The 26,477-nt window shown below is 62.8% G+C and carries 29 protein-coding genes; 12 read left to right on the top strand and 17 right to left on the bottom strand.

Annotation, left to right across the window (positions count from 1 at the left end):
* Nucleotides 1-204 precede the first annotated feature (204 nt).
* Complete coding sequence (locus tag ACT54B_RS17975) at nucleotides 205-951, top strand: class I SAM-dependent methyltransferase (protein ID WP_476046849.1); 747 nt, start codon at nucleotides 205-207, stop codon at nucleotides 949-951.
* 1 nt (nucleotide 952) lies between these two features.
* Here the strand turns inward: ACT54B_RS17975 and ACT54B_RS17970 are convergent, their stop codons facing one another.
* The 6 genes from ACT54B_RS17970 to ACT54B_RS17945 all read right to left on the bottom strand — a co-directional run bounded on the left by ACT54B_RS17970 (nucleotide 953) and on the right by ACT54B_RS17945 (nucleotide 4,158).
* Nucleotides 953-1,261 carry a type II toxin-antitoxin system RelE/ParE family toxin gene (locus tag ACT54B_RS17970; protein WP_476046847.1) on the bottom strand — a complete coding sequence of 103 codons (309 nt, stop codon included), beginning with the start codon at nucleotides 1,259-1,261 and terminating at the stop codon, nucleotides 953-955.
* A 2-nt stretch (nucleotides 1,262-1,263) separates the two neighbouring features.
* Nucleotides 1,264-1,533: a transcriptional regulator gene (locus tag ACT54B_RS17965; RefSeq protein WP_476046845.1), complete on the bottom strand. Its 270-nt coding sequence runs from the start codon at nucleotides 1,531-1,533 to the stop codon at nucleotides 1,264-1,266.
* A gap of 88 nt (nucleotides 1,534-1,621) precedes the next feature.
* Nucleotides 1,622-1,867 carry a helix-turn-helix domain-containing protein gene (locus ACT54B_RS17960; protein ID WP_476046843.1) on the bottom strand — a complete coding sequence of 82 codons (246 nt, stop codon included), beginning with the start codon at nucleotides 1,865-1,867 and terminating at the stop codon, nucleotides 1,622-1,624.
* A 64-nt stretch (nucleotides 1,868-1,931) separates the two neighbouring features.
* Nucleotides 1,932-2,852: a pirin family protein gene (locus ACT54B_RS17955; RefSeq protein ID WP_476046841.1), complete on the bottom strand. Its 921-nt coding sequence runs from the start codon at nucleotides 2,850-2,852 to the stop codon at nucleotides 1,932-1,934.
* Nucleotides 2,853-2,966: 114 nt separating this feature from the next.
* Complete coding sequence (locus tag ACT54B_RS17950; RefSeq protein ID WP_476046839.1) at nucleotides 2,967-3,218, bottom strand: exodeoxyribonuclease VII small subunit; 252 nt, start codon at nucleotides 3,216-3,218, stop codon at nucleotides 2,967-2,969.
* Nucleotides 3,219-3,228: 10 nt separating this feature from the next.
* Nucleotides 3,229-4,158: a histone deacetylase family protein gene (locus ACT54B_RS17945; RefSeq protein WP_476046837.1), complete on the bottom strand. Its 930-nt coding sequence runs from the start codon at nucleotides 4,156-4,158 to the stop codon at nucleotides 3,229-3,231.
* A 146-nt stretch (nucleotides 4,159-4,304) separates the two neighbouring features.
* Between ACT54B_RS17945 and ACT54B_RS17940 the strand changes: the two genes are divergently transcribed.
* Nucleotides 4,305-5,492, top strand: a complete 1,188-nt coding sequence (locus tag ACT54B_RS17940; RefSeq protein ID WP_476046835.1) for a winged helix-turn-helix domain-containing protein — start codon at nucleotides 4,305-4,307, stop codon at nucleotides 5,490-5,492.
* Between the two features lies 1 nt (nucleotide 5,493).
* Here the strand turns inward: ACT54B_RS17940 and ACT54B_RS17935 are convergent, their stop codons facing one another.
* The 8 genes from ACT54B_RS17935 to ACT54B_RS17900 all read right to left on the bottom strand — a co-directional run bounded on the left by ACT54B_RS17935 (nucleotide 5,494) and on the right by ACT54B_RS17900 (nucleotide 14,455).
* The gene (locus tag ACT54B_RS17935; RefSeq protein WP_476046833.1) at nucleotides 5,494-5,934 is read right to left on the bottom strand and encodes a hypothetical protein; all 441 of its coding nucleotides are present in this window, start codon (nucleotides 5,932-5,934) and stop codon (nucleotides 5,494-5,496) included.
* A complete protein-coding gene (locus ACT54B_RS17930; protein WP_476046831.1) occupies nucleotides 5,931-6,194 on the bottom strand; it encodes a type II toxin-antitoxin system Phd/YefM family antitoxin in 264 nt (87 codons plus the stop codon). The genes ACT54B_RS17935 and ACT54B_RS17930 overlap by 4 nt, the downstream gene beginning before the upstream one ends.
* A gap of 58 nt (nucleotides 6,195-6,252) precedes the next feature.
* The gene (gene aroC / locus ACT54B_RS17925) at nucleotides 6,253-7,347 is read right to left on the bottom strand and encodes a chorismate synthase (protein WP_476046829.1); all 1,095 of its coding nucleotides are present in this window, start codon (nucleotides 7,345-7,347) and stop codon (nucleotides 6,253-6,255) included.
* 105 nt (nucleotides 7,348-7,452) lie between these two features.
* Nucleotides 7,453-10,644 carry a sensor domain-containing protein gene (locus ACT54B_RS17920; RefSeq protein ID WP_476046827.1) on the bottom strand — a complete coding sequence of 1,064 codons (3,192 nt, stop codon included), beginning with the start codon at nucleotides 10,642-10,644 and terminating at the stop codon, nucleotides 7,453-7,455.
* Between the two features lie 155 nt (nucleotides 10,645-10,799).
* Nucleotides 10,800-11,408, bottom strand: a complete 609-nt coding sequence (locus tag ACT54B_RS17915) for a histidine phosphatase family protein (RefSeq protein WP_476046903.1) — start codon at nucleotides 11,406-11,408, stop codon at nucleotides 10,800-10,802.
* 20 nt (nucleotides 11,409-11,428) lie between these two features.
* Nucleotides 11,429-12,247 (bottom strand): enoyl-ACP reductase FabI, encoded by an 819-nt coding sequence (gene fabI, locus ACT54B_RS17910; protein ID WP_476046825.1) that lies wholly within the window; start codon nucleotides 12,245-12,247, stop codon nucleotides 11,429-11,431.
* Between the two features lie 248 nt (nucleotides 12,248-12,495).
* Entirely contained in the window at nucleotides 12,496-13,719 is a 1,224-nt protein-coding gene (locus ACT54B_RS17905) for a DnaJ C-terminal domain-containing protein (RefSeq protein WP_476046823.1), read from the bottom strand.
* A gap of 337 nt (nucleotides 13,720-14,056) precedes the next feature.
* Nucleotides 14,057-14,455 (bottom strand): RT0821/Lpp0805 family surface protein, encoded by a 399-nt coding sequence (locus ACT54B_RS17900; RefSeq protein WP_476046901.1) that lies wholly within the window; start codon nucleotides 14,453-14,455, stop codon nucleotides 14,057-14,059.
* A gap of 144 nt (nucleotides 14,456-14,599) precedes the next feature.
* On the opposite strand from ACT54B_RS17900, the gene pdxH reads away from it, so the two are divergent.
* A complete protein-coding gene (gene pdxH / locus ACT54B_RS17895; RefSeq protein ID WP_476046821.1) occupies nucleotides 14,600-15,220 on the top strand; it encodes a pyridoxamine 5'-phosphate oxidase in 621 nt (206 codons plus the stop codon).
* 18 nt (nucleotides 15,221-15,238) lie between these two features.
* On the opposite strand, the gene ACT54B_RS17890 is transcribed toward pdxH, so the two are convergent.
* On the bottom strand, nucleotides 15,239-16,012 hold the full coding sequence (locus ACT54B_RS17890; protein WP_476046899.1) for a sulfite exporter TauE/SafE family protein: 774 nt from the start codon (nucleotides 16,010-16,012) through the stop codon (nucleotides 15,239-15,241).
* 561 nt (nucleotides 16,013-16,573) lie between these two features.
* Between ACT54B_RS17890 and ACT54B_RS17885 the strand changes: the two genes are divergently transcribed.
* Nucleotides 16,574-17,017 carry a helix-turn-helix domain-containing protein gene (locus tag ACT54B_RS17885; protein WP_476046819.1) on the top strand — a complete coding sequence of 148 codons (444 nt, stop codon included), beginning with the start codon at nucleotides 16,574-16,576 and terminating at the stop codon, nucleotides 17,015-17,017.
* Between the two features lie 31 nt (nucleotides 17,018-17,048).
* Here ACT54B_RS17885 and tldD read toward each other — a convergent pair whose 3' ends face one another.
* The gene (gene tldD / locus ACT54B_RS17880) at nucleotides 17,049-18,473 is read right to left on the bottom strand and encodes a metalloprotease TldD (RefSeq protein WP_476046817.1); all 1,425 of its coding nucleotides are present in this window, start codon (nucleotides 18,471-18,473) and stop codon (nucleotides 17,049-17,051) included.
* 91 nt (nucleotides 18,474-18,564) lie between these two features.
* Nucleotides 18,565-19,131 carry an invasion associated locus B family protein gene (locus tag ACT54B_RS17875; RefSeq protein ID WP_476046815.1) on the bottom strand — a complete coding sequence of 189 codons (567 nt, stop codon included), beginning with the start codon at nucleotides 19,129-19,131 and terminating at the stop codon, nucleotides 18,565-18,567.
* 410 nt (nucleotides 19,132-19,541) lie between these two features.
* Between ACT54B_RS17875 and coxB the strand changes: the two genes are divergently transcribed.
* From coxB to ACT54B_RS17835, 8 genes are all read left to right on the top strand, one after another.
* Entirely contained in the window at nucleotides 19,542-20,426 is an 885-nt protein-coding gene (gene coxB / locus ACT54B_RS17870; RefSeq protein ID WP_476046814.1) for a cytochrome c oxidase subunit II, read from the top strand.
* Nucleotides 20,427-20,446: 20 nt separating this feature from the next.
* The gene (gene ctaD, locus ACT54B_RS17865) at nucleotides 20,447-22,126 is read left to right on the top strand and encodes a cytochrome c oxidase subunit I (RefSeq protein ID WP_476046812.1); all 1,680 of its coding nucleotides are present in this window, start codon (nucleotides 20,447-20,449) and stop codon (nucleotides 22,124-22,126) included.
* Between the two features lie 82 nt (nucleotides 22,127-22,208).
* On the top strand, nucleotides 22,209-23,162 hold the full coding sequence (locus ACT54B_RS17860) for a heme o synthase (protein ID WP_476046810.1): 954 nt from the start codon (nucleotides 22,209-22,211) through the stop codon (nucleotides 23,160-23,162).
* Nucleotides 23,162-23,299 carry a hypothetical protein gene (locus ACT54B_RS17855; RefSeq protein ID WP_476046808.1) on the top strand — a complete coding sequence of 46 codons (138 nt, stop codon included), beginning with the start codon at nucleotides 23,162-23,164 and terminating at the stop codon, nucleotides 23,297-23,299. Before ACT54B_RS17860 ends, ACT54B_RS17855 begins: the two co-directional genes overlap by 1 nt.
* The gene (locus ACT54B_RS17850; protein ID WP_476046806.1) at nucleotides 23,292-23,903 is read left to right on the top strand and encodes a cytochrome c oxidase assembly protein; all 612 of its coding nucleotides are present in this window, start codon (nucleotides 23,292-23,294) and stop codon (nucleotides 23,901-23,903) included. The genes ACT54B_RS17855 and ACT54B_RS17850 overlap by 8 nt, the downstream gene beginning before the upstream one ends.
* A 64-nt stretch (nucleotides 23,904-23,967) precedes the next feature.
* Nucleotides 23,968-24,846, top strand: coding sequence for a cytochrome c oxidase subunit 3 (locus ACT54B_RS17845; protein WP_476046805.1), 879 nt, complete (start codon nucleotides 23,968-23,970; stop codon nucleotides 24,844-24,846).
* A 172-nt stretch (nucleotides 24,847-25,018) separates the two neighbouring features.
* On the top strand, nucleotides 25,019-25,402 hold the full coding sequence (locus tag ACT54B_RS17840) for a DUF983 domain-containing protein (RefSeq protein ID WP_476046804.1): 384 nt from the start codon (nucleotides 25,019-25,021) through the stop codon (nucleotides 25,400-25,402).
* On the top strand, nucleotides 25,395-26,135 hold the full coding sequence (locus ACT54B_RS17835; protein ID WP_476046803.1) for an SURF1 family protein: 741 nt from the start codon (nucleotides 25,395-25,397) through the stop codon (nucleotides 26,133-26,135). The genes ACT54B_RS17840 and ACT54B_RS17835 overlap by 8 nt, the downstream gene beginning before the upstream one ends.
* Nucleotides 26,136-26,477: the final 342 nt, after the last annotated feature.

Below are 26,477 nucleotides of genomic sequence, written 5' to 3'. Positions count from 1 at the left end.
GCATTCGCGCCCGGCTTTACTGCAATTTAGGTCGCGGCAAAAGCGGGCGAATTCAAGAACCTTCACCGACTATAGCGTAAAAACAAAGGGCCGGTCTGCCAAACAGCGCCTTTTTCTTCGATTTGGCCGGGAAATTTGCCGCATGGGGTAGGAAGCGGCCGCCGCCTGCGTTACCTCTCCCCGCCTGACCCGAGGAAAATGACCATGCAAGACGATCCGCTCTACACCGATCCCGCGCTCGCCAGCTTCTACGATGTGGAAAACGAATGGGCGCACGATTCGGAAACCTGCTTCCTGATGGCGGAAAAGGCGGGCTCCGTGCTGGACCTCGGTTGCGGCACCGGCATGCTGGCCGTGGCGATTGCCGATCTCGGCGACCGCCGCGTCGTCGGCGTCGATCCGGCCGCGGCCATGCTCGCCATTGCACGTACCCGTCCGGGCGGGGAGGGGGTGGCCTTCATCGAGGGCGATGCCCGCACCCTCCGCCTCGACGAGCGCTTCGACCTGATCACGCTCACCGGCCACGCCTTCCAGTGCTTCCTGACGCGCGAAGACCGGCTGGCGCTTCTGAAGACGATCGCCGCCCATCTCTCCGACAAGGGCCGTTTCATCTTCGACAGCCGCAATCCGAAGGCCGAGGAGTGGCTGGAATGGAACCGCGAGGAAAGCGAGCGGGTGATCGATCATCCCGAACTCGGCACCTTCCTCGCCTGGAACGAGGCAGCGCAGGACGCCGCAACCGGCATCGTCACCTACGAGACCCATTACCAGAACCTCATCGGCACGAAGCACCTCAAGGCCGCCTCCCGCATCGCCTTCCCCGACAAGGCCGAAATCGAAGCCCTGCTCAAGGAAGCCGGCCTCAAGGCGGAACAATGGATGGGCGACTGGTCCGGAGAGGCCTACACGCCCGATATGCCCGAGATCATTCCGGTGGGTGTGCGGGCATAGGTTAGGGAACATCCGGGTCGCCCATTTCGCGGGGAGCGAGCGCATCGCCTTGGCGTGCGTGCCGAATGGACGCGATTTCGATATACTCGCCCACGCGCCGCGCGATCAGGATAAAGGGCGGCATGGAAATCTTCCGCGTGCCTTGCCGAAGACCGCGCTCGGTCATGTTGGGAAAAATGCCGAGCAATGTCTGCAACTCGGCCAGCCGGCGGATCAGCTTTTCTGCTGCTGGCGGGTTATGCTGTGCAATCTCTGCAATATGCCGATGGAAAAACCGTGTTGCGCGCGGCGACAGCCGGACCTGAGGCATGGTCAGGAGGCGCGCTTTTTCCCGGCCGCCGCTACGATGCGCCGGGCTTCGGCGAGAACCGTGTCAAGGGCGATGCCTTCTCCGCGATCGAGTTCGTCAATGCCCTCTGCCTCGTCGAGCAAATCGGCACCCTCCGCTGACAGGTAGGACTGCAAGACCTGGAGCACGACAGTGGACCTGTCGCGCTTCGTATAGTCCGCGATCCTGTCGATCTGCTTCAACACGTCAGCCGGAAGCCGCAGCACGATCTGGCTTTCATCCTGATATGCCATGAAAAATCTCCGCATTGCTGGCCGGGAACATCATACGCCCTCTGTTGATGAAGACAAGTTAGTAAATTCGGATATGTTTCAATTTGATTCAGTCGCGGTCGATCCTGCCGATCTGTGCGAGGCAATCCCCCGGATCGAACCCGAGGATCTCGGCGAGCTGCAGGAATTCCACCACATCCACCCGACGCTGCCCGCTTTCCAGTCGCGCCACGAAGGACTGGTATTCCCCGAGCTTCTCGGCGAGCGCGGCCTGTGTCAGCCCGGCTTTCTCTCGCTGCTCGATAAGCAGCGAGATCAACGCTCGATGTTGCGCACTGCCCAGGGATTTAGACACGGGAATGATCCGGAAGTTGAAGGGGCTGACTATAGTCTTCGCGAGGCCGGGCGTCTCCCGATCTTCACTGCGGCAACGGAATGAACTCTTCCTCGTCACCGGGCACGATGTCGAAGCGGCCGGTTTTCCATTCGTGCTTGGCCTGTTCGATGCGCTCCTGGCTGGAGGAGACGAAGTTCCACCAGATATAGCGCTTGCCTTCCATGGCATCGCCGCCGAAGAGCATGAGGTGGCAGCCTTCCGGCCCGGCGGCAAGGGTGATCGGGTCGCCCGGACGGAAGACGAGGAGCTGGTTTTCCGTGAAGGTGTCGCCCGCAATCGTCACGCTGCCGGAGAGCATATAGGCGGCCCGTTCTTCCTCGCCCGCCGGGAAGGGGAAGCGGGTGCCGGGTTCCAGCCGCAGATCCACGTAGAGCGTGCCGGAGAAGGTCGGCACCGGTGCCTTGAGCCCCAGGAAATCGCCGATCACCACCCGGCCCGATGCGCCGGCCTCGTCGAAGGACGGCAGCTCCACCGCGCCTGTATGGTGAAAGGCGGGGTCGATCTCCTCCCGGTCGGAAGGAAGTGCCAGCCAGGTCTGCAGCCCGGAGAGCGAAAGCGGCCCGCCGCGCAGATTTTCCGGCGTGCGCTCCGAATGGACGATGCCCCGGCCGGCCGTCATCAGGTTCACATCGCCCGGGCGGATCACCAGTTCCGTGCCGAGACTGTCGCGATGCTTGATGTCGCCATCGAACAGATAGGTGACGGTGGAAAGCCCGATATGCGGATGCGGGCGCACGTCGAGTGCGGCACCCGCCTGCAACCGCGCCGGACCCATGCGGTCGAAGAAGATGAAGGGGCCGACGAGGCGGCGCTTTGCCGTCGGCAGCGCCCGGCGCACCTCGAAGCCGCCGATATCGCTGGTGCGGGGAATGATCAGCTGTTCGATGAGGTCGGCCGCAGCCGCATCGCCCGCTTCGGGATCGGTTCCGGGAAAGAAGCTCATGGGCGGCGCCCTCCTCAACGTGGTTGACGGCCCATCATGGCCCGGATGTCCGGCGGGCAAAAAGCCGGGTGCCAGCGAACGCAGTGTCGCCGATCCGGCCCCTTGGCGCGCGATTCAGCCGTCCAGCGGCTCCGTGCCCTGCGGCTTGCCGGCGCGGTCGAGTCGGATTTTCTCGATCCGGCCTTCGGCAGCGGAAAGCAGGGTTTCGCAATGCTTCTTCAGCGCCTCGCCACGCTCGTAGATGGCGATGGATTCCTCAAGCGCCACATCGCCGCGTTCCAGCCGCTGCACGATGGTTTCAAGCTCCTGGACGGCCTTTTCGAAGGAGTGGCCGGAAACATCGGCCTGGGTGGCGTCGCTGCTCATGATACTCTTCTCAACCCTTCATCAGACGCAGGATGTGCAGCCCCGCCGACTCGGCGAGACCCTCGAGATCATAGCCGCCTTCCAGCAGGCTGACGACCCGGCCCTTCGCGCTTTTCCCGGCGAGATCGAGAAGCTTGCCCGTCGCCCAGTCGAAATCCTCGCCGACGAGGTTGATCTGGCCGAGCGGGTCCCGGTAATGGGCATCGAAGCCCGCCGAAATCAGGATGAGGTCCGGCGCAAAGGCCTCCACCGCCGGCAGCACGCGCTCCTTGAAGGCGGCGCGGAAATGGTCGCTGCCGTCATGCGGGTTGAGCGGCGCATTGACGATGGTGCCCGCCGCGCCCGTCTCCGTCTTCGCCCCGGTGCCGGGGTAAAGCGGCATCTGGTGGGTGGAGGCAAAGAGCACGGAAGGGTCGTCCCAGAAAATATCCTGCGTGCCGTTGCCGTGATGCACGTCCCAGTCGACGATGGCGACCCGCTCCGCCCCGTGCGCCTTCTGCGCATGGCGGGCGGCAATCGCCACCGTGTTGAAGAAGCAGAAGCCCATGGCCTTGGTCCGCTCCGCGTGATGGCCCGGCGGCCGCCCGGCCACGAAGGCATTGTCGGCCCGCCCGGCAAACACGTCGTCGACGGCGGCAAGCGCCCCGCCGATGGCCGTCAGGGCGGAGGTGAGGCTTTCCGGCCCCGCATAGGTATCGGCCTCCAGCTGGCTCATGCCCTCCTCGGGCATGGCGCGCATGACGGAGAAGAGATGGCTTTCCGGATGGGCCAGCAGCACCGCATCCTCATTGCCCACGGGCGCCTGCACCCGGGTGAGGTCCCGGAAATTCTCGTGCTCCAGCGCGATATTCAGCGAACGCAGCCGGTCGGCCCGTTCGGGGTGACCGGGCGGGGTGAGGTGGCGAAGAAATACCGGGTTCTCGTAATAATGGGTGGTCATGCGGGCTCCTGGCTCTTGGCCCCAGAGATAGGGAGGGCGGGCGCAAACGTCCAGCAAAAGGGCCTCCCTCGCGGTTTTTCCGGGTGGACAGCCGCGGCAAAAACCCGTGTTATGAAATTTGTTCCCTGAATGTTCGGATTGATTCCATGGCCACTGCGATTTCCAATACCCTTGCCCGCCGCCTGTTTCTCCAGGCACAGGGCCTTTCCGCACCGCCCGGCCGGGCGCTCGGGCGACAGGGGCTGCTCGATCTCATCCACGGCCTCGGCTTCGTGCAGGTGGACAGCGTCCAGACGGTCGAACGCGCCCATCACCAGATCCTGTTTTCCCGCAACCAGACCTATCGGCGGGAGGATCTCGCCCACCTGCTCGAAACGGAGCGGTCGCTGTTCGAGCACTGGACCCATGATGCGTCCGTCATACCCTCCGCCTTCTTTCCCTACTGGAAACACCGCTTCCGCCGCCGCGAACCCGTCATGCGCGAACGCTGGACCCGATGGCAGGGCGACGGTTTTCACGGAGTCACGGAAGACGTGCTCGCCCGGATCCGCGACAACGGCCCGGTCATGGCCCGCGAGATGAAGGAGACGCCGCAGAAATCCACCGGCTGGTGGGATTGGCATCCTTCCAAGACCGCGCTGGAATTCCTGTGGCACACGGGCAAGCTTGCCATTGCCGGGCGCGAAGGCTTCCAGAAGGTCTATGACCTGACCGAGCGCGTCATCCCCGCCGCCCATCATGAAGCGGAGGTCAGTGAGGCAGAGTTCATCGATTGGGCCTGCAAAAGCGCGCTCGAACGGCTGGGCTTTGCCACATCGGGCGAGATTGCCGCCTTCTACGATATTGTTTCGCCGGAGGAGGCGAAGGTCTGGGTGGCGGAAAACCGCGACCGGCTGGAGGAGGTGGAGGTGGGCACCGTGGATGGCAAGAGCCGCCTTTCCCATGCCTTGCCCGGTTTCGTGGCCGCGATCGACACCTGCGTGGAACCGCCCGCACGGGTGCGGGTGCTCTCGCCCTTCGATCCGCTGATCAGGGATCGCAACCGCTGCGAACGCCTCTTCGGTTTCCGCTACCGGATCGAAATCTTCGTGCCCGAGGCCAAGCGCGAATACGGCTATTACGTCTTCCCGCTGATCGAGGGCGACCGGCTCATCGGCCGCATCGACATGAAGGCCGAACGCAAGGGCGGCACCCTGGATGTGAAGCGCCTCTGGCTCGAACCCGGCATAAAGCCCTCAGCCGGCCGGCTGGAAAAGCTTGATGCGGAACTGAACCGGCTCGCGCGCTTCACCGGCGTGGAACGGGTAAATTATCTGGAGGGGTGGCGGGGGTGATCTATTCGGTTCGGCTCACCATGGAGATCATGTTTTCCTGCCGGTTGAGGACAATCTGTTCGATGAGCTTCTTGGTCAGCGCCTCGGGAAGATAGCCATAGGCCCAGTCACGCTTGTTGCCGGCTGTGTCGATAAAGCGAAAATCCGGACCGACCCACGAAAAGGAATTCAACTCCGTGGTGATGATCCATGAGGGACTATCATCGAGTCCCAGACGTTGCTTGGTCTTGACGGGCAGTTCGATAGCCCGCGTATCGGGCCCCGGGGGGCTGTGGGTGACCGGAGCAACAAGCAGGCGCAGGTTTCCCGGCTTTTGCCTTGTCGACAGAACGACCACGCAGGGCCGGTCCTTGGAGGCTTCTTCCTTTCCCCTTCTGGCCTCGTCACGCCAAAGATAAGCGTAGCGAAACACCAGTCCCGGCTGCGGTTCCGGCAGCATCATTCATCGACTTCGTGATTGAACGCCTTGGTAAATTCCGGCGGCTTGGCCTTCTTCAAATCCTCGATGACATCATCCGGCAGTTCCCAAGCGTAATGGGCAGTCGGTGCATCGTCCAGGGCCTTCAGCCGCCGGTATTCCTCCGCAGAAAGCACGACGAGGCTTTCCCGACCATGGTGGGTTACGGCAACCGGCTCGCGAATGGCGAGATCCCGATAGCGTCCGAATTGTTTCTGCAGTTCAGCAGCTGTCACGCGGATCATGGAATTCTCCTTCTTTCCTTATAATAGGAAAAATCCGGAAAATGCGCAATCCGCCCCCTCAATCCAGCCGGCCGGTCTGGCCGCGGTCGCGGAGGTAGTGGTCGGCGATGGCGCAGGCCATCATGGCTTCGCCGACGGGCACGGCGCGGATGCCCACGCAGGGGTCGTGGCGGCCCTTGGTGCGCACGTTCACCTCTTCGCCATCCGCATTGATCGAGCGACGCTCGGTCAGGATGGAGGAGGTGGGCTTGATCGCGAAGCGCGCGACGATCGGCATGCCGGTGGAAATGCCGCCGAGAATGCCGCCCGCATGGTTCGAGAGAAACACAGGCTTGCCGTCGGGGCCGATCCGCATCTCGTCGGCATTTTCCTCGCCGGTGATTTCGGCCGCACCGAAGCCATTGCCGATTTCCACGCCCTTGACCGCATTGATCGACATGAGGAGGCCGGCAATATCCTGGTCGAGCTTGCCGTAGAGCGGCGCGCCGATGCCGGCGGGGACGCCTTCGGCCACCACCTCGATGACGGCGCCGACGGAGGAGCCCGCCTTGCGGATGCCGTCCAGATAGTCCTCCCAGACGGGCACGATTGCCTTGTCCGGGGCGAAGAACGGGTTGTTGTTCACCTCTGCCCAGTCCCAGTTGTCGCGGTTGATCCGGTGCGTGCCGATCTGGATCAGCGCGCCGCGGATGGTGACGCCCGGAATGACGAGGCGGGCGAGCGCACCGGCCGCCACGCGGGCCGCGGTTTCGCGCGCCGACGAGCGGCCGCCGCCGCGATAGTCGCGGATGCCGTATTTCACGTCATAGGTATAGTCGGCATGGCCCGGCCGGTACTGGCGGGCGATCTCGCCATAATCCTTGGAACGCTGGTCGGTATTCTCGATCAGGAGCGAGATCGGCGCGCCGGTCGCGATGAAGGAGCCGTCCTCCTGCGGCATGACGCCGGAGAGAACCTTGACGATGTCGTCTTCGCGGCGCTGGGTGACGAAGCGGTTCTGGCCGGGCTTGCGCTTGTCCATGTAGTCCTGGATGTCGGCCAGCGTGAAGCGCAGCCCGGGCGGGCAGCCGTCCACGACCGCGCCGAGGGCGGGTCCGTGGCTTTCGCCCCAGGTGGTCACGCGGAAGAGATGGCCAAAGCTGTTATGCGACATGAGGAAAACCGTTTCGCCGATGCGCGCCCGAACGAGAGCTGAGGCCCGCCATTGATGACGGCCTCTCTTAGAGGATGGGGGGCAGGGGCGACAAGAGGCTTCTTGTCAGCCGCCCGTTCCGTTGTGGCGAAGATCTTTGGCCGTATAGGCCCAGGCGCCATGTTGCACGGCCTCCGCGAAACGGTCGTAGGAGAGGGGACGCGCGAAGGCATAGCCCTGCAGGATGTCGCAGCCGAGCGTCAGCAACAGGTCGGCATGTTCGATGGTCTCCACCCCTTCGGCCACGGTTTCCACGCCGAGCGAGCGGGCGATGTCGATGATGGAGCGCACCAGCGCCCGTTCCTTCGGCGAATGGGTCAGCGGCATCACCAGCTGCCGGTCGATCTTGAGGCGTTTCGGCTTGAGGCGCAGCAGGCTGACGATGGATGTATGCCCCGTGCCGAAATCGTCGATCTCGATCTCGATGCCGAAATCCTTGATCTTGGCGAGGTTTTCCTGAACCACGTCTTCGCCCTCGTCGAAGAAGATGGATTCGACGAGTTCGAAGGCAATCTCGCCGGGTTGAATCGGCAGGGTCTTCAGGGTCTCGAGAAGCGAGGTGTCCTTCAGGCGCTTGGCCGAAACATTGACCGAGAGGCGCGGCAGCTGGATATTGCGGGCCGCGAGGCGATACTTGTCGCGCAGCGCCGTTTCCAGCACGATGCGGTCCAGCAGGTGCACCACGTTCAGCTCCTCGGCAATCCCCAGGAACCGGTCGGGCGTCAGCACGCCCTGGCTCGGATGGTTCCAGCGCACCAGTGCCTCCGCACCGACGAGCTGGAAAGTGCGGGCGTCGAACTGGGGCTGGTACCAGGCCGTGAATTCGCCGCGCTCCAGTCCGGCGAGGATTTCGTCGGCCGTGCGCTTGCTGGTGATGATTTCGGCATGCAGGTCCTGGGTGAAGAACTGGAAGCAGTTTCGCCCCTCGTTCTTGGCGCGGTAAAGGGCCACGTCCGCATTGATCAGCATCTTGCGCGCGTCGATCCTCTGGCCGATGGCGGTGGCGATGCCGATGGAAACGCCGCAACGGCACGGGAAGCCTTCGATCTCGATCGGGTGGCGCATCTCGTCGATGATGGCTTGCGAGAGTTCGGAAAGCTCCCGGTCGCCAATCCTCTCCTCGATCAGGATCACGAATTCGTCGCCGCCGATGCGTGCGACCAGATCATCCGGATGGATCGCGCGCTTCAGGATTTCCGAAGCATGGATCAGCATGGCATCGCCCGCCGCATGCCCAAGCGTGTCGTTGATCTGCTTGAACCGGTCGAGATCGAGATGCAGCACGGCGAAACGGATGCGCTCCTGGTGGCTGCGCCGGGACAAGGCGTCGAGCGCCTCGTCGAATTGGCGCCGGTTGGCAATGCCCGTCAGCGGATCGTGCAGCGCCGTATGCTCGATATGTTCCTTGGCGGCCCGCAATTCGGCGTTCATGGCATCCGCATCGTCCTTGGCCTGCTTGATGGCGGCCGTCATCAGGGCGTCCTTGGTGATGTCGAAGGCCATGCCGACAATATTCATGTGGCCGTCCTTGTCCGTGTGGATCTGGCCGACAAGCCGCACGTAACGAACGTCCTCGCCACCGTCCTCGATCGGTACGCGGCAGACGATGGAATCCCGCCCGTCAAAAGGATAAAGCGAGGCGAAGGCCTCCTGAAACGCGTCCCGGTCTTCCTCCAGCAGGCAGGATTTCCACTGCCCCACGCTCACCATCCCGCCGACGGATTTCCGGTTGAAGAGCTGTTCCATCCGGTCGTCCCAAAGCGCCGTTCCATCGGGAAGGGACGCTTCCCAGATGCCGCAATTGTAGGAATCGAGCGCCAGGTCGAGCTTGCGCGACAGTTCCTCGAGCTCCCGCTCGCGGATGGACAGTTCGTCCAGCGCCAGCTCCAGCTCCGCATTCTTGATATCGGTGTTTTCCTTGGCTTCGCGCAGCGTCGTGTTGCGCTCCACATCGTCGGTCACGTCCCAGAAAATGCCCGCGGTTCTGGATTGGCCACCCTCCTCGATATGGGAGCTGGCCGAGCGCACATGCCTGATATCGCCATCCGGATGAATGATGCGGAACTGGATGCGCTGTTCTCCGCCGCCGCTCATGGCCTGCGCGAAGTGTTCGTTCCACAGCCCCCGGTCTTCCGGATGCACGGTGCATTGCCACTCGCTCAGGGCCCGGGTCGCCTCGGTCGGGTGGAAGCCGTGCAAGCCGGCGCTGGAATCGTCGAAATAGAGATAGCGCCCGTCATCGGTCAGCTCCCACACGCCGATATGGGAGGATTCCAGGGCCAGATCCAGCCGCTGCGACAGGGAGCGCAACTGCGTTTCCCGGCTTTGCAGCACGGCAATGAACCGGTTTCGCTCGGAGAGCAGCAGGAAGGACGCGGTGATCGGCAGCAGGATGACCGCACCGGACAGCAGGAGCAGGACGCGCAGGAAAACCTGATTCTGCGGACGCTTGTTCCAGCCCTCGGAGGGGGCGGCATTGATCTCCCACAAGCCGCCGGGGAAGATCAGCCGCTGGCTGACCGGGCTTTCTCCCGCAACGGCGGGATCCCCGAAAAAGATCGGCGCATCGAGCATGCCGCGGGAAAGATTGCGCACCGAAAAGTGCACATTGTCCACATCCCGGCCTTCGACACCGGCCTGGGTCAGGTTGGTTCTGTGGTAGAAGCTGTTTTCGTCGATCAGCGCATGAACGGCGCCCCAGACGATCGGGCCTTCCCGGCTGTTGAGGACGACGGGATAGACCACCGCAAAGGCGCCGCGCATGCCGTCGGTCACGACGGGGCCGAGAAACTGGGGCTGGCGGGACCTGTCGTCATGGTCGTTCCACGGAAAGTCGTAAAGCTTGCGCAGATCGCTGCCCTTGGCCATGTCCGTGCTTCCCCAGGGGGCAATCAGCTTCGTCTTGAAATTGGGCGCCACCGAGACCGCCAGCAGCGTGGGATCATCCAGCAAAAGGCGGCGCAATTGCGCTTCGATGATGAAGTCCGCCTGATCGGGACGCAGGGAGAGCTGGCCGGCAAAATTACCGATGGTGGACAGATAGGTACGGATCTGCGCTTCCACGCGGGTCTTGATCAGCTGCGCGCGTGCATCGACGCGCGTATGCAGCTCGCGTTCGTAGAACGTCGCGTTCTGATAATCCACGAGATAGCCAAGAATCGTCACGACGCTGCCCACCACCGCGGCGGCAATCACCGTCGAGCGGGTATTCTTGGCGAGCGCGCCCCCCAGGCGCACCAGATGATTGTAGAGCGTCACGTGCCATCCGCCGCTATGTCCCTGTATGCACCGGATACTAGCGGAGGGCTCTTAATGTAATATTGAGCGATAACTCATATCCGCTACGAGAAATTCGGCAAGAAATTGGGGTCGGCCGGGCCGATCCTGGTCCCATGGAAGGGCTGCGGGTGCGTTCAGCCTGCGGGAAGAACCGGTTCGAGCCAGAGGGTTTCCGCGCGCGCGACGTCGACGGCGAGAATGCGGTCCTGATGAATGGAAGCCTCCGCGGCCTGATCGCCCGTCAAGCCGCCAACCAGCCTGAGGATGCTGCGCATCACGCCGCCATGGCTGACGCAGACGGTCGGCCGTGCGACCGATTTCAGCCAGGAGCCGACCCGCCAGGACAGGATTTCATAGCTTTCGGCATCCGGTCCCGGAGGGATGAAATCCCATTTGTTGCGATGGCGCGCCTCAAGCCGCTCGGGCCAGAGCCGCTCCAGATCGGAAACCGTGTGCCCCTCCCAGTCGCCGAAATTCAGCTCCACGAGGCGTTCGTCCGTCCGGTAGGCGAGGGGATCGAGACCCATGGCCGCCCGCAGGCGTTCCATGGTCTCGCGGGTGCGCGACAGGGGGCTGGCGACGAAATCGAATTCCGTGGCGGCCCCGATCAGCGCCTTCAGCGCCTCGCCATTGCCGGTCGCCTGTCGGCGACCGAGCGCATTGAGGGGAATATCCTGCTGGCCCTGCATGCGCAGTTCCGCATTCCAGTCGGTCTGCCCGTGGCGGATCATGAAGATTTGCACGGGCTTGTCCACGGCTGTCGTCAGTCCTTGGCAACCGAAATGTCGGGGGCGTCCACGGCCTTCATGCCGACGGTGTGGTAGCCGCTGTCCACGTGATGCACTTCGCCGGTCACGGCGGTGGAAAGGTCGGAAAGCAGGTAGAGGGCCGATTTGCCCACTTCCTCGATGGTAACGGTGCGCTTCAGCGGCGCATTATATTCGTTCCACTTGAGGATATAGCGGAAATCGCCGATGCCGGAGGCGGCAAGCGTCTTGATCGGGCCGGCCGAAACCGCATTGACGCGAATGCCGCGACCACCGAGATCGACCGCCAGATAGCGGACCGAGGCTTCGAGAGCCGCCTTGGCAACGCCCATGACATTATAATGCGGCATGACTTTCTCGGCGCCGTAATAGGTCAGCGTGATCATCGAGCCGCCGTCATTCATGATCCGCTCGGCAGCCTTGGCCACGGCGGTGAAGGAATAGACGGAAATGTCCATGGTGCGAGCAAAGTTGTCGCGCGTCGTGTCGAGATATTTGCCGGTCAGCTCGTCCTTGTCGGAGAAGGCGATGGCGTGCACGACGAAATCGATCTTGCCCCACTTCTGTTCGAGTCCGGCGAAGACGGCGTCGATGGTTGCGGGGTCGGTCACGTCGCAGTGGCCGGCCATGACGGCGTTGAGTTCGGCTGCCAGCGGTTCCACGCGCTTCTTCAGCGCATCGCCCTGCCAGGTCAGTGCGATTTCGGCGCCGGCATCCGCGCAAGCCTTGGCAATCCCCCATGCGATCGAACGGTTGTTGGCGACACCCATGATGATGCCGCGCTTGCCTGCCATGAGGCCAGATGCCTGAGCCATGTTTTGCTCCCTGATATAATAGTGTGTGTGCCTATGACATAGTGGGTCCGCCCGTTCAAGGCAGGGGCCTATCAACTGGTGTTATGTATTGTTACAATCCCATGAAATTTAGGGCAGTTTTGCCCTCTTCGCCCCGGCGCCCCGCGGGGCGGGCCGGCCGCGGGCAACAGGCTGCGCCCGAAGCCCCGATTGAAAAATCCCGGCAGGAGGGCCCCGCCGGGATTGAAATCGTGACCTTGCCAGCGGGATCAGAGGTAGAGGCCTTCCCGCATCGATCGCATCAGGTCGGTGACCTTGGCATCGGGCTTGTCCCAGAGAATGATGCGGATTTCGACCACCAGATCGCCCCGCCCGCCCTGTCCGTTGAACAGTCCCTGCCCGGCAATCCGGATCGACTGGTCGGAACCGGTCCAGGCCGGCACGGTGACGTCGATCGGGCCGGTGGGCGTCTCCACCTGCGCGGTACAGCCGAGAACAGCATTCTCGAGCGGGATCGGCAGGGTCGTGCGGATATCGTGGCCGCTGACGCTGAAGAGCGCTGTGGGTTCGACCCGCAGCGTCACCACCGCATCGCCCCGCTGCATGCCGGGAACACGAAAACCCTGGCCCTTCAGCCTGACGCTCTGCCCGTCGGTCTGGCCGGCCTCCAGCCGGAATTTCAGGTCGCGGCCTTCCTGGGTCGGAACGGTCACGAAGTTTTCCTTGAGCAGGTCCTCGATGGTGATGCGCGCTTCCACGAACTGGTCGGGTGCCTTTTCCTGCGGCACCCGTCCCGTGAGGCGGCGGATGAACTCGCCGATCAGCTTGATCGGATTGCTGCCACCGGCCTCGGCGCTTCCGCTCGGCGCGCCGCTGCGCGTTTCGCCGTCGCTCTCCCGCGAGGGCTGGCCCTCGGAAAAATTCGGCTGGGAGCCGAAGATCCGGTTGATGACATCCTCGGCGCTTTCCGCGCCGGAGGCCTTGGGCTGCGCTCCGTCCGGTTGGGCCTGCGAAGCGCCAGCCTGCGCCTGTCCCTGGGCGGCGGCGCCCTGCGGTGCTGCCGCGGCTTCGCCCGCCGGCCTTTCCGCGCCGGGGACGTCGGAACGGGCAGGCTGGGCCTGCCCCTTCGCGGCGGCCTCCGCCTGGGCCTTGCGGGCTTTCTCCGCTTCCGCCTTCATCAGCTCTTCCATCACGCGGCGCGCATTTTCCTCGGCCGCCTTGCGCTTGGCGGCCGCTTCGCGTGCGGCCTCGCGCTGCTGCTGGATGGTCGCTTCCTGCTTGCCGGATTGGCTGAGCATGTCATAGCGGCTGCGCTTCTGCGGGTCGCGCAGCAATTCATAGGCCGCTCCCGCTTCCGCAAAGGATTTTGCGGCATTGGGATCGGTCCGGTTCTGGTCCGGGTGGATTTTCTTCGCAAGAGCGCGCCAGGCGGATTTGATCTCGCTGGCATCCGCATCCCGCTTCACGCCGAGCACGGCATAGGGATCACGCATGATGAACACCGATGATTTGTCGCCCCGGAGCAACGGCAGCCGCTGCCAGGGCATTACGCAATACTCAAACACATCATCTGCCTGCACTCTCCGAAGAGGTACCGGGCAACACGAGGACGAAGAATGACAGAAATCTGCTAACCAGACGTTACGTCAGGCGCGTTCATACAATATCAAGGAATGGCAAAGGCCAGACAGGGCCTGTTCCCACCGCTCGACCCGGATCCCCGCGGCCAAAAAGCGTGCAGGATCAAGAAAGCTGAGAGTGGGCAGGCGCGCTGGGCGCCCGCTTCCGTCCCGGTCAATGCGTAAAGATGCGGTTAAGCGCCGAAAGCGTTCAGCCTTCTTCCTGGAAGCTCATCAGCTTCCAGCTGCCATTGCCCTCCAGGCAGGTCCGGCCGAGAAACTTGGCGATGCCCATGTAGGAATGGCGGGTCGTGCGGAACTGCCGGCATCGAATGCCGTTCTGGTTCTCGTCGAGCACCGTGGTGATCACGCCAGCACTTCCGGTGGAAGCATTGGCCCACGGAATGGGATTACTGCCGATTTTCGCCATGTCGGCGGAGGTCACCGCATTGGTAACCGTCATTTCATCGGAGACTGCATCGGTCGAACGGGACGGTTGTACGGCGGATGTGGATACCGAACGGTCCGGCTTGGCAGACCCGAACAGGTCGAGCCCATCGCTGGCGCAACCGGTGAGCGCGACGGCGACACCGACGACACTTGCCAGCAGGACAAGCCTCGAAGCGGAACCGCGCGCTCCGCCTGCGTCAAGATTTCGCCTGCATGTCTCTTCCACCGTGCATCCTGTCCGGTTAAGAAGTTCGGGAACCGACCTCATAACTTTGTTATCAAAATTCGAGGCATTTGAACTATCATGGCTGGAAACGAGTTAACAACCCGTGACTTTACCGAAGAGAACGAGCCCTTCGCCCTTTTCGGCGAGTGGCTGAAGGAAGCGGAAGCCTCGGAGATCAACGATCCGAATGCGCTTGCGCTCGCCACGGTGGACGAAACCGGCCTGCCGAATGTGCGCATGGTCCTGCTCAAGGGCTTCGATATTGACGGGTTCGTCTTCTACACCAATTTCGAGAGCCAGAAGGGCCGGGAGATCCTCGGCCAGCAGAAGGCGGCCATGGTGTTTCACTGGAAGTCCCTGCGGCGGCAGGTGCGGATTCGCGGCCCGGTTGAAACGGTGACCGACAGGGAAGCCGACGAATATTTCGCCAGCCGTCCGCGCGGCAGCCGGCTCGGTGCCTGGGCGTCGAAACAGTCCCGCCCGCTGGAAAGCCGTTTTGCGCTTGAGAAAGCCGTGGCGGAAGTCACCGCCCGATATCCGTTCGGCGAGATCCCCCGTCCGCCGCACTGGTCGGGCTTTCGCGTGAAGCCCACCTCGATCGAATTCTGGCATGATCGCCCCTTCCGTCTTCATGACCGGATGGAGTTTCGCCGGGACACCCCGGAAAGCCCCTGGAACAAGGTCCGCATGTATCCTTGAGCGGAGCTTGAGGGGCCATTACCGGAACAGGTTCTCCAGCAACGGCAGGCCGCCGATGGCGGCTGCCGCGATCAGCCCGAAGCACACACGCCGGAAAAGCACCTCGCTCGCCACGCCGAACAGCCGCGAGCCCAGGTAGAGGCCGAGAGAAAAGACCGGCGCGACGAGGATCGCCAGGGTCAGGGACTTGAACGTCAACAGGCCGTTCAGCCCGTAATTCGCCGCCGAAATGCAGGTCGACATCGCAAAGAACAGGATGATGCTGGCGCGCACCATCCGCCCCGGCATGTCGCGCCCGATCAGATAGGCCACGACCGGCGGGCCGCCGAGTTGCGCCGCCCCGGAAAAGAAGCCCGAGATCATGCCGACGGCAATGCTGAGCGGCGCCTTCGACTGGCCGCGGTAGCGAAGGCCTGATGCGAGAAGCGCCAGCAGCGTCAGGACGGTTACCGATATCGCCCATCGCAGCTCTATCGCCGGCACATGTACCAGCGCCAGCGTGCCGATCGGCGCGCCGAACAGGGCGCCCGCCGCCAGCAGCAGCGGATCGCGCCGCGGCGCCGTCGCCGCCGCATTCGGTATCAGCGTCAAGGCCGTAAAACCGTCGGCGATCAGCAGCGTCGCCGAAGCCAGCTGCGGCGAGATCACGATGCTGGCCAGCGGCATGAAGATCAGCGCACCCCCGAATCCCGAGAACCCCCTCGCCAGCCCGGCAACGAGCGCCACCACCAGCAGGAAACCGAGAGCGTGCGGGGAGAGACCGGCTGGCAGGAGGTCGATGAGGTCAGGCATCACGGCGCGCGCTCGACATGTCGTTCATTTGGCTTCGACAGTGTGTCTATCCTCCTTGCGATCCGCTCACAAATGAAATTGAATGTGAGAAAATGCGAAAACAACGAAGGACGTTGACTTATATGTCAATTTATGCCAATATTTCCCTTCTTGAGGCAAAAGGAGAATTGGTGGCTTTCCTGCCGCCCGTAGGCTGGCCGGTCAAACGTAGGCTTTACCTGACAGCGGGTTTTTACCGACAGCTGCAGGATCGTCGTTCGAGCCTTCATTTTTTTGCTCAAGTCGTTCTGATCCGCGTGATGTTCGAGCATTGGACGAGCGGCGGCACAATTTTGGTGCGCCTTGGCCATGGGCACGGGGAAGCGGAACTGGCGCGGCTGGAGCCGCCACCCGAGGAGATATGGGAGTTCCGGATCACGCGATCACAGCCACAAGTTCGCGTTTTCGGCCGGTTTGCGGCGCCAGATGTCTTCGTGGCCATGGCCGCCCACGATCGAAACCGGCTGGGTCGGGCAAGGAACCGTGGCAGGAACCGGAACAGCGCGTGGTCGGAGGCAATGTATGACTGTCTATCGGAATGGAACCGGCTTTTCGGAGGAACCCCACCGCTTCGGGGACGAGGAGCCAGTGACTACGTCCGGGAAAATCATCCTGGACCGCAATAACCCCTTCGGACTCAACAATCGGGAAATGGCGGATACAGGCTTCGTGCGGATGCAGTACGAAGCCTTTTACGCCATCTATGCGCTGTGGCTTCGCCGCCGTGCGGAGGGAATGACCCAGCGTGACATCGCCGCGAAACTGGAGCGCGATCCGGCCTGGGTGTCGCGGGCGCTTTCGGGGCCGAAGAACTGGACGATGCGGACGCTGGGCGAACTCGCCCACGCACTGGACGGGCACGTGACGATCCGCGTGGAGGCGGTGGAAGACCTTTCCGCGGATACGGAAGCCGCCGGAGCGGAGGGGCAGCCTGCCGTGCGATCCGGTGTGGGGGAGGCGGGATAGACCCGCTGTCACTCCGATCCGGCGGACGGCTTCAGGCCTTCGTGCCGCCCACGGTGATCTGGTCCATCCTGAGATGCGGCTGGCCGACGCCGACCGGAACCCACTGGCCCGCCTTGCCGCAATTGCCGATGCCCGTATCGAGCTTGCTGTCATTGCCGATCATGCTGACGCGCTTCATCGCATCGGGACCGTTGCCGATCAGCATGGCGCCCTTGACCGGCGCGCCGATCCGGCCGTCCTCGATCAGATAGGCCTCGGTGCATCCGAAGACGAACTTGCCTGACGTGATGTCCACCTGTCCGCCGCCGAAGGATACCGCATAGATGCCCCGTTTTACGGAGGCGATGATTTCCTCCGGCGTCCGGTCGCCGGAAAGCATGTAGGTATTGGTCATGCGCGGCATGGGCTGGTGCGCATAGCCCTGCCGGCGGCCGTTGCCGGTGGCTTTCATGCCCATCAGGCGGGCATTCTGCCGGTCCTGCATGTAGCCGACCAGACGGCCGTTCTCGATCAGCACATTATAGGCGGAGGGCGTGCCCTCGTCATCGACGGAGATGGAGCCGCGGCGGTTCTCGATAGTGCCGTCATCGACCACGGTCACACCCGGCGCGGCGACCATTTCGCCGAGCAGGCCGGAGAAGGCGGAGGTTTTCTTGCGGTTGAAATCGCCTTCGAGCCCATGGCCCACCGCCTCGTGCAGCATCACGCCGGGCCAGCCGTTGCCGAGCACCACATCCATGGTGCCCGCCGGGGCCTCTACCGCTTCCAGATTGACGAGCGCCTGGCGGAGCGCCTCGTCGGCGCCCTTCTGCCAGCCGCCGTGATCGAGGAAGGTGTCGAAAGCCACCCGTCCGCCCGTGCCGAAGGAACCGCTTTCCTGCCGGTCTCCCGATCCGGCGACCACGGAAATGTTGAGCCGGGTCATGGGCCGCACGTCGATCACCCGGTGCCCGTCGGCGCGGATGATCTCGACCACCTGATGGCTGGCGGCGATGGACGCGGTCACCTGCCGCACCTTCGGATCCTTGCCGCGCAGATAGGCATCGATCTCGCCGAGCAGCTTCGCCTTCGCCTCGAAGGAGGGCGCGCCGATGGGGTTGTCCTCGCCATAGAGCTTGCGGTTGGTGCGAGCCGGCGCCTCCGCATAGGTGCCGTTGTGCCCGGAGGCCACGGCACCGGCCGCATCCGCCGCGCGCTTCAGCGCCGCAAGGCTCATCTCGCCGGAATGGGCATAGCCCACCACTTCGCCCGCCACGGCACGCAGGCCAAAACCCTGGTCGGTGGAGAAATTGCCGCCCTTCAGGCGACCGTTGTCGAAGGTGAGCGATTCGAGTTGGCTCTGCTCGAGATAGAGCTCGCCGTCATCGGCGCTCTGCAGGGCGCCGGAGAGCGTCGCCACCACATCGTCCTCACTGGCATCGAACAGGCTGATCAGGGAGGCGGGATGGCTGGACATGCTTCTTATCCTCTGGGCAAAGGGAAAAGAGGCGCGGCCGCCCCTTCATTCGTCCTGTGATATAGGGAGGGGAGGGAGGGTCTGGCAACCGTCAGGGCAGCGCATCGTAGCCTTGCGCGAAGCCCTTGAGGTCGACGGGAATGCCGATCCCGTCCTGCTCGAGGCTTTCATGCACGATGAAGGTGGCGACCGAGCCGCTGCGCAGCGTCTTCAGGAGGTCGTCGTCCAGCGTCACTTCCGCATAGCACCCATCGGCAAAGCAGCGGGCGAAATAGGCGTGCCCCAGGTTCTTTCCGTCGATATTGAGGCCAAGGCCCCCCTTCGGCGGCAAAAGCAGCACGCCGAGCGGCGCGAGCACGCGCAGAATGCGCGCCTTGCGGTCCGCCGTTTTCAAGACGACCACGGAAAGGCCGAGCTCCGGGCGATCCTCGGACAGCACGTTCTGCATCAGCACGCATTGCTCGGCGGAGGCGCCGGCGGGCTTGTCGCAAACCACCGACCAGGAATCATGGGTGGATTTCACCGCTCCCATCTGTGCCGGCTGCTGGCTGCCGGGTGTCGTCTCCCCGGCCGCACGGGCGGGAACAAGCGCGCTTGCCAGAAAGCCGGCCAGGAGGCACACTCGGGTAACGGGTCTGGCGAAGTGAAAAACGCCCATGAAAACCTCTGATATCACGAATCACTCCGGTCTATTGATGGGCTCCGGAGCGGCAAATGAAAAGGGCTGACGCCCTGCTGCAGGCCTGATTTCGCGCCTTTGAGCCCCCTGTCGTCGGCCGAAGCGCAGCATTCCGGTCTGCAATACGGTTCTTATGAGCGGCAAAGCGGCCAAAATAGGACAGGCAGCGGAAAAGATGCGCCAAAAAGGCGTCCCGGCTTCAGAGCTAAGGCAAGCTGGCTTGTGCAAGGCTGTTGAAAGCGTTCGCAAAATTGATTTTGCGCAAAAATGCCGCACGCGCGCACCTTCACGGTGGTTGCGGCGGGCAACAAACTGTGATTTGAAGCGGGAGATAGCATGGATTCCGCGTTTCGGTTTGATGCAGATCAAACGCATGAGGGAGATACGTTGTGATTAAGAAGGCTTCTGCGGCATGGGCCTCGCTGGCCACGCTGCTTTTTGCTTCCGGCGCCTACGCCGATCAGCCCCAACCCTGGCAGACCGGTCTGCAGGCGGCCGCAAGCCCCGTCATGGCCGATATCCGCTGGTTCGAACAGTATACGCTGTGGTTTATCGTTCCGATCACCCTCTTCGTACTGCTGCTTCTGATCGTGGTTGTGGTCAAGTTCCGCTCGGGTGCGAACCCGGTTCCGTCGAAGACCAGCCACAATACGCTGATCGAGATCGTCTGGACGCTCGGTCCGGTCATCGTGCTGATGTTCCTGGCGGTTCCCTCCTTCAAGCTTCTCAACAAGGAGCTGATCCTGCCCGAGAAGCCGGATGTGACCATCAAGGCGACCGCCACCCAGTGGCAGTGGAACTACGAATATGAAGGCGAGAACGCCGTCTCCTTCGACAGCTATATGCTGAAGGATGCCGACCGCAGCGCCGCCGGCAAGACCGATCTGGCCCGTTACCCGCGTCTGCTCGCGGCCGACAACGAGCTGGTCGTTCCCGTCAACAAGAACATCCGCATGCTGGTGACCGCGGCTCCGACCGACGTCATCCATGCCTTCGCGATGCCGGCTTTCGGCGTCAAGATCGACGCCGTCCCGGGCCGTCTCAACGAGACATGGTTCCTGGCGGAGAAGGAAGGCCTCTATTACGGCCAGTGTTCCGAGCTCTGCGGCAAGGACCACGCCTTCATGCCGATCGCGATCCGCGTCGTCTCTGAAGACAAGTACAAGTCCTGGCTGGCTGCTGCCGGCTCCGATCTTGCGAAGGCGAACAAGGACCTGATGGCTGCCACGGACGGGCCCGCCACGGTCAAGGTCGCCGAAAACAACGCACAGTAATTGAGGAGGAGTGAGGAACTATGGCTGGACCATCCGCTCACGACCACGCCCACGACGCGCACGGGCATGACGACCACCACGCCCATATGCCGGGCTTCTTTGCACGCTGGTTCTTCTCGACGAACCACAAGGACATCGGAACGCTCTACCTGATCTTCGCGATCATGGCCGGCATCGTCGGCGGCATCCTGTCCATCGTCATGCGCATGGAGCTGCAGGATCCGGGCATCCAGATCTTCCACGGTCTGGCTTCCATGGTTTACGGCTTCGAAGGCGATGCGGCCATCGACGGCGGCAAGCACATGTATAATGTGTTCACCACCGCCCACGCCCTCATCATGATCTTCTTCATGGTGATGCCGGCCCTTATCGGCGGCTTCGCCAACTGGATGATCCCGATCATGATCGGCGCGCCGGACATGGCGTTCCCGCGCATGAACAACATCTCCTTCTGGCTGATCGTTCCCGCCTTCCTGCTGCTGGTTCTCTCGATGTTCGTCGAAGGCCCGGCCGGTGCCTATGGCACGGGTGGCGGCTGGACGATCTATCCGCCGCTGGCCACGACCGGCCAGCCCGGACCGGCAATGGATCTCGCGATCCTGGCGCTGCACGTCGCCGGCGCATCTTCGATCCTCGGCGCGATCAACTTCATCACCACGATCCTGAACATGCGCGCTCCCGGCATGACGCTGCACAAGATGCCGCTCTTCGCCTGGGCCGTTCTGATCACCGCCTTCCTGCTGCTGCTGTCGCTCCCGGTTCTCGCCGGCGGCATCACCATGCTGCTCACCGACCGCAACTTCGGCACCACCTTCTTCGCACCCGAAGGCGGCGGCGATCCGATCCTGTTCCAGCACCTGTTCTGGTTCTTCGGTCATCCGGAAGTGTACATCCTGATCCTGCCCGGCTTCGGCATCATCAGCCACATCATTTCCACCTTCTCCCGCAAGCCGGTCTTCGGTTACCTCGGCATGGCCTATGCCATGGTCGCCATCGGCGCCGTCGGCTTCATCGTGTGGGCGCACCACATGTACACGGTCGGCCTGTCGCTCGAAGCGCAGCGCTACTTCGTGTTCGCCACCATGGTCATCGCGGTCCCCACCGGCGTGAAGATCTTCTCGTGGATCGCCACGATGTGGGGTGGCTCGCTCTCCTTCAAGACCCCGATGGTCTGGGCGATCGGCTTCATCTTCCTGTTCACCGTCGGTGGCGTGACGGGCGTCCAGCTCGCCAATGCCGGCCTCGACCGTTCGCTGCATGACACCTATTACGTCGTGGCCCACTTCCACTACGTCCTGTCGCTCGGCGCCGTGTTCGCGATCTTTGCCGCCTGGTACTACTGGTTCCCGAAGATGTTCGGCTACACGACCAGCGAGTTCATCGGCAAGCTGCACTTCTGGGTCATGTTCGTGGGCGTGAACCTCGTGTTCTTCCCGCAGCACTTCCTCGGCCTCGCCGGCATGCCGCGCCGCTACATCGACTATCCGGATGCCTTTGCCGGCTGGAACTACGTGTCCTCCGTCGGCTCCTACATCTCGGGCGTCGGCGTCCTGATCTTCCTCTTCGGCATCGTCGAAGCCTTCATGGCCAAGCGCGTTGCCGGCAACAACCCCTGGGGTGAAGGCGCAACCACGCTGGAATGGCAGCTGTCCTCGCCACCGCCGTATCACCAGTGGGAACAGCTCCCGAAGATCAAGTAAGATCGACTTTCTCCGGACGCCGCCCCTGCGGCGTCCGGAACCCTGAAAGGGGCCGGGCCCCGGTTTTGAGATGAGTAAGGTAATGACGGTTCTGGAAAATCACGATGAAGGTCTGAACGACGGTGCGGTGCGCCTGTCGGAAGCCGGTGCGCGTGACTTTTTTGAGCTGTTGAAGCCCCGCGTCATGTCGCTCGTGGTCTTCACCGCCTTTGCCGGCCTCGTGCTGGCCCCGGGCGCGGTCAATCCCATGCTGGCCTTCATCGCCATTCTCTGCATCGCCGTCGGTGCGGGCGCCTCCGGTGCCCTCAACATGTGGTACGATGCCGATATCGATGCGGTGATGACCCGCACGGCGCGCCGCCCGATTCCGGCCGGCAAGGTCACGGGCCAGGAAGCGCTCGCCTTCGGCATTGCACTGTCCTGCTTCTCGGTGGGCATCCTCGGCCTTGCCGTCAACTGGCTGTCGGCGGGCCTGCTCGCCTTCACCATCTTCTTCTACGCTGTCGTCTACACCATGTGGCTGAAGCGCTGGACCCCGCAGAACATCGTGATCGGCGGTGCGGCCGGGGCCTTCCCGCCCATGATCGGTTATGCTGCCGTCACCGGCACGGTCTCGATCGATAGCGTCATCCTGTTCATGATCATCTTCCTGTGGACGCCTGCGCATTTCTGGGCGCTCGCGCTCTTCAAGATGCGCGATTACGGTTCCGTCGGCGTGCCCATGCTGCCGAATGTGGCCGGCGAAGGCCCGACCAAGGTCCAGATCGTGATCTACGCGGTCCTGACCGCCCTCTGTTCCATCCTGCCGAGCCTTCGCGGCACGGCGGGCCTTGGCTATGGCCTGTTTGCCGCCGTGCTCGGCCTTCTCTTCGTCTGGTATGCCGTGAAGGTGTATCGCATGCCCGACGGCGATGAAAAGATGGTGCCGGCCAAGAAGATGTTCGCCTATTCGATCCTTTACCTGTTCGCGATCTTTTCGGCCCTGATGGCCGACCATGCGATCCGCCTGTTTGCCCTGACGGGAGGAACTGTCTGATGGAAACCGTCAACATGACCGAGGCGCAGAAGAAGTCGCGCCGCAACCGCAACATCGCACTGGGTCTGGTTCTCGCCGGCCTCGTCGTGCTCTTCTATGTGATGACCTGGGCCAAGCTGGGAGCCTTCCATGGCTGAGCCCGTCACGCCCGCGCCGCAGCGCCCCGCGCCGCGCAACAACGGCCTCGTCGTCGGCCTTTGCCTCGCCTTCGTGGGCGGCATGGTCGGCATGTCCTTCGCGGCGGTGCCGCTTTATCGCATGTTCTGCGAATTCACGGGATATAACGGAACCACCCAGCGCGTCGACCAGATGTCCGATGTGGTTCTCGACCGCAACGTCACCGTTTCCTTCGATCCCAACGTATCGGCCGGTCTGCCGTGGGAATTCAAGGCCGTGACGCGCGAAGTGACGATGAAGATCGGCGAGACCGTCAAGGTCGACTTCACCATTGAAAACAAGTCGGACAAGCCGACCGTCGGCCAGGCTCGTTTCAACGTGACGCCCATGCAGGCCGCGGCCTACTTCAACAAGGTCCAGTGTTTCTGCTTCGAGCGCACCGAGTTGAAGCCGGGCGAAAAGCGCGACATGCCCGTCGTGTTCTACATCGATCCCGAAATCGTCAAGCATGTCGAGACGAATACGGTGAGTGCCATTACCCTTTCCTACACCTTCTATCCGCAGGACGACGTGAAACCCGTTGCCCAGAATGTGGAGAAGGTGAAGGCTGAGGGCCAACTTTGAGAGAGAGGAGGCGGCTGGCTTGCCGGGCGCCTCAGGGAAAGAAAGACATTCGGGGATAGCTTCCATGGCTGATGCTCATCAGAAAAACCACGACTACCACATCATCGATCCGAGCCCGTGGCCGTTCCTCGGCTCCGTCGGTGCCTTCGTGATGGCGCTTGGCGGCGTCGGCTACATGCGCTACCTCGCAGGCGGCTCCTTCAAGCTGTTCGGCCTTGAACTCGCCCATCCGTGGCTGTTCTTCATCGGCCTGGCGCTGGTGCTTTACACCATGTTCGGCTGGTGGTCGGATACGACCAAGGAAGCCAATGAAGGTCACCATACCCGCGTGGTTGCCCTGCACCTGCGCTACGGCATGATCATGTTCATCGCTTCCGAAGTGATGTTCTTCGTTGCCTGGTTCTGGGCCTTCTTCGATGCCAGCCTGTTTGCCGGCGAGGCACACCAGCTCTCGCGCGTCGAATTCACCGGCGGTCACTGGCCGCCGAAGGGCATCGAGGTTCTCGATCCCTGGCACCTGCCGCTCTACAACACCGTGATCCTGCTGCTGTCCGGCACCACCGTCACCTGGGCGCACCATGCCCTGCTGCATGGCGACCGCAAGGGTCTCGTTCGCGGCCTGCTGCTGACCGTGCTCCTCGGCGTGCTCTTCTCCTTCGTGCAGGGCTACGAATATGCGCATGCCCCGTTCGACTTCAAGAACTCCATCTATGGCGCCACCTTCTTCATGGCCACCGGCTTCCACGGTTTCCACGTGCTCGTCGGCACCATCTTCCTGCTGGTCTGCCTGCTGCGCGCGCTGAAGGGCGATTTCACCCCGAAGCAGCATTTCGGCTTCGAAGCCGCTGCTTGGTACTGGCACTTCGTGGACGTGGTCTGGCTGTTCCTCTTCTTCTCCATCTATATCTGGGGTGGCTGGGGTGCACCGCTGGCGCATGGCTGATCGGCCCGCCGGATGACATTCGAAATGGCGGTCTCCGGGCCGCCATTTTCATTTCCGGGTCCTGCCTGCGACATCACCGCGGTTGCTCCCGAGGGAAGTCCAAACTATCTATCCGCGTAAGGCGTCCCCGCGAAGCCGGGTGTTCCACGCCGTCATGCATGAGGAAGACGCCATGAGCGACGATCACGCCCATTACCCGCCCGTTGATCCCTACACGACCGGTCTTCTCGGCCGCTGCCCCCGTTGCGGCAATGGCAGCCTGTTCCAGGGTCCGCTGAAGGTCGCGCCGCGCTGCAATGCCTGCGGACTGGATTATGGTTTCGTCGATGCCGGCGATGGCCCGGTGGTCTTCGTGATGCTGATCGTCGGCTTCCTCCTCACTGGCATGGCTCTCTGGCTGGAATTCACTTTCTCGCCGCCGGTCTGGCTGCACATCGTCATCTGGGGGCCTGTCAGCCTGGCCATGGTGGTGGGTGTGCAGCGCATGGTGAAGGGCTTGCTGATCTCGCTGCAATACAAGAACAATGCGGGGCAGGGGACCATCGACCGTGGTTGAGCCCGCGTCCGTGCCGAGGCGATCCGAAAGGCTGGTCACCGGTGCGCTCGTGCTGGTGGCGCTCGCAATCCTCCTGTCCCTCGGGACCTGGCAGGTCAAGCGGCTCTTCTGGAAGGAAGCGCTGATTGCCCAGCTCGACACGCGCATCCATGAGCCGCCGAAGCCGCTTGCGGAGATCGAACGCCTCGCCGCGACCGGGGGCGATGTGGACTACCGGCCCATGCAGGCCACCGGCCGTTTCGACAACAGCCGCGAACGCCATTTCCTGGCGACCTTTCGGGGCAATAGCGGTTTCTACATCTATACGCCGCTGACGCTTGCCGATGGGCGCTCTCTCTTTGTGAACCGCGGCTTCGTGCCTTACGAGAACAAGGAACCCGAGATGCGGGTGCTGGGGCAACTCACCGACATCGTCACGGTGAAGGGGCTCGCCCGGGCACGTCTCATGGAGAAACCCGGTACCCTCGTACCGGACAACGATACCGCGAAGAACATCTTCTACTGGAAAGATCTGGATGCCATGGCCTCCAGCACCGGTCTCGACAAGGCGAAGGTGGTGCCCTTCTTCCTCGATGCCGACGCCACGCCAAACCCTTCCGGCCTGCCGATCGGCGGGGTGACCATCGTGGAACTGCCGAACAACCACCTGCAATATGCGATGACCTGGTATGGCCTCGCGGCCGTTCTTGCTGCCATTACCGGGATCGGCTGGTGGAAAAGCCGGCGCAGTTGAGGGCTCGCCCTATTGAAGCAATCGCTTGAATGCACTAGAGTTCATGAGTGGAAGGCGGGGTGCAACCCGCCTTCCACCTAATCAAGGCAAGATATATGCCCGCACGGTGATAATCCAGCCCGTGCGGGTCTTCTTGACCTCGATCGTGATGCGAACAGGAATTTTGAAAAGTCCCATCTGCTTCACTCCTTCGCTGAGGGCAAAGCCCTTGCCTGGGCCGGGGTGGCTCATCCTCCCCGATACGCCGGCTGGAACGGCGCCGCTGCTTCTGCCTCAGCAGACACAGCCTTTCACAACTTTTAAAATAAGAAAAGTAGAAAATATGAATGCAATGGTTTGCAT

The sequence above is a fragment of the Gellertiella sp. DMC107 genome, from assembly GCF_056313605.1.
This window is presented reverse-complemented; position numbering and strand designations above follow the sequence as displayed.

Coding starts and splice junctions, on each gene's coding strand:
- ACT54B_RS17975 (WP_476046849.1), top strand. CDS start 205: ATGCAAGACGATCCGCTCTACACCGATCCCGCGCTCGCCAGCTTCTAC.
- ACT54B_RS17970 (WP_476046847.1), bottom strand. CDS start 1,261: ATGCCTCAGGTCCGGCTGTCGCCGCGCGCAACACGGTTTTTCCATCGG.
- ACT54B_RS17965 (WP_476046845.1), bottom strand. CDS start 1,533: ATGGCATATCAGGATGAAAGCCAGATCGTGCTGCGGCTTCCGGCTGAC.
- ACT54B_RS17955 (WP_476046841.1), bottom strand. CDS start 2,852: ATGAGCTTCTTTCCCGGAACCGATCCCGAAGCGGGCGATGCGGCTGCG.
- ACT54B_RS17950 (WP_476046839.1), bottom strand. CDS start 3,218: ATGAGCAGCGACGCCACCCAGGCCGATGTTTCCGGCCACTCCTTCGAA.
- ACT54B_RS17945 (WP_476046837.1), bottom strand. CDS start 4,158: ATGACCACCCATTATTACGAGAACCCGGTATTTCTTCGCCACCTCACC.
- ACT54B_RS17940 (WP_476046835.1), top strand. CDS start 4,305: ATGGCCACTGCGATTTCCAATACCCTTGCCCGCCGCCTGTTTCTCCAG.
- ACT54B_RS17935 (WP_476046833.1), bottom strand. CDS start 5,934: ATGATGCTGCCGGAACCGCAGCCGGGACTGGTGTTTCGCTACGCTTAT.
- ACT54B_RS17930 (WP_476046831.1), bottom strand. CDS start 6,194: ATGATCCGCGTGACAGCTGCTGAACTGCAGAAACAATTCGGACGCTAT.
- aroC (WP_476046829.1), bottom strand. CDS start 7,347: ATGTCGCATAACAGCTTTGGCCATCTCTTCCGCGTGACCACCTGGGGC.
- fabI (WP_476046825.1), bottom strand. CDS start 12,247: ATGGCTCAGGCATCTGGCCTCATGGCAGGCAAGCGCGGCATCATCATG.
- ACT54B_RS17905 (WP_476046823.1), bottom strand. CDS start 13,719: ATGCGTGATCCCTATGCCGTGCTCGGCGTGAAGCGGGATGCGGATGCC.
- pdxH (WP_476046821.1), top strand. CDS start 14,600: ATGGCTGGAAACGAGTTAACAACCCGTGACTTTACCGAAGAGAACGAG.
- ACT54B_RS17890 (WP_476046899.1), bottom strand. CDS start 16,012: ATGCCTGACCTCATCGACCTCCTGCCAGCCGGTCTCTCCCCGCACGCT.
- ACT54B_RS17885 (WP_476046819.1), top strand. CDS start 16,574: ATGACTGTCTATCGGAATGGAACCGGCTTTTCGGAGGAACCCCACCGC.
- tldD (WP_476046817.1), bottom strand. CDS start 18,473: ATGTCCAGCCATCCCGCCTCCCTGATCAGCCTGTTCGATGCCAGTGAG.
- ACT54B_RS17875 (WP_476046815.1), bottom strand. CDS start 19,131: ATGGGCGTTTTTCACTTCGCCAGACCCGTTACCCGAGTGTGCCTCCTG.
- ctaD (WP_476046812.1), top strand. CDS start 20,447: ATGGCTGGACCATCCGCTCACGACCACGCCCACGACGCGCACGGGCAT.
- ACT54B_RS17860 (WP_476046810.1), top strand. CDS start 22,209: ATGACGGTTCTGGAAAATCACGATGAAGGTCTGAACGACGGTGCGGTG.
- ACT54B_RS17855 (WP_476046808.1), top strand. CDS start 23,162: ATGGAAACCGTCAACATGACCGAGGCGCAGAAGAAGTCGCGCCGCAAC.
- ACT54B_RS17850 (WP_476046806.1), top strand. CDS start 23,292: ATGGCTGAGCCCGTCACGCCCGCGCCGCAGCGCCCCGCGCCGCGCAAC.
- ACT54B_RS17845 (WP_476046805.1), top strand. CDS start 23,968: ATGGCTGATGCTCATCAGAAAAACCACGACTACCACATCATCGATCCG.
- ACT54B_RS17840 (WP_476046804.1), top strand. CDS start 25,019: ATGAGCGACGATCACGCCCATTACCCGCCCGTTGATCCCTACACGACC.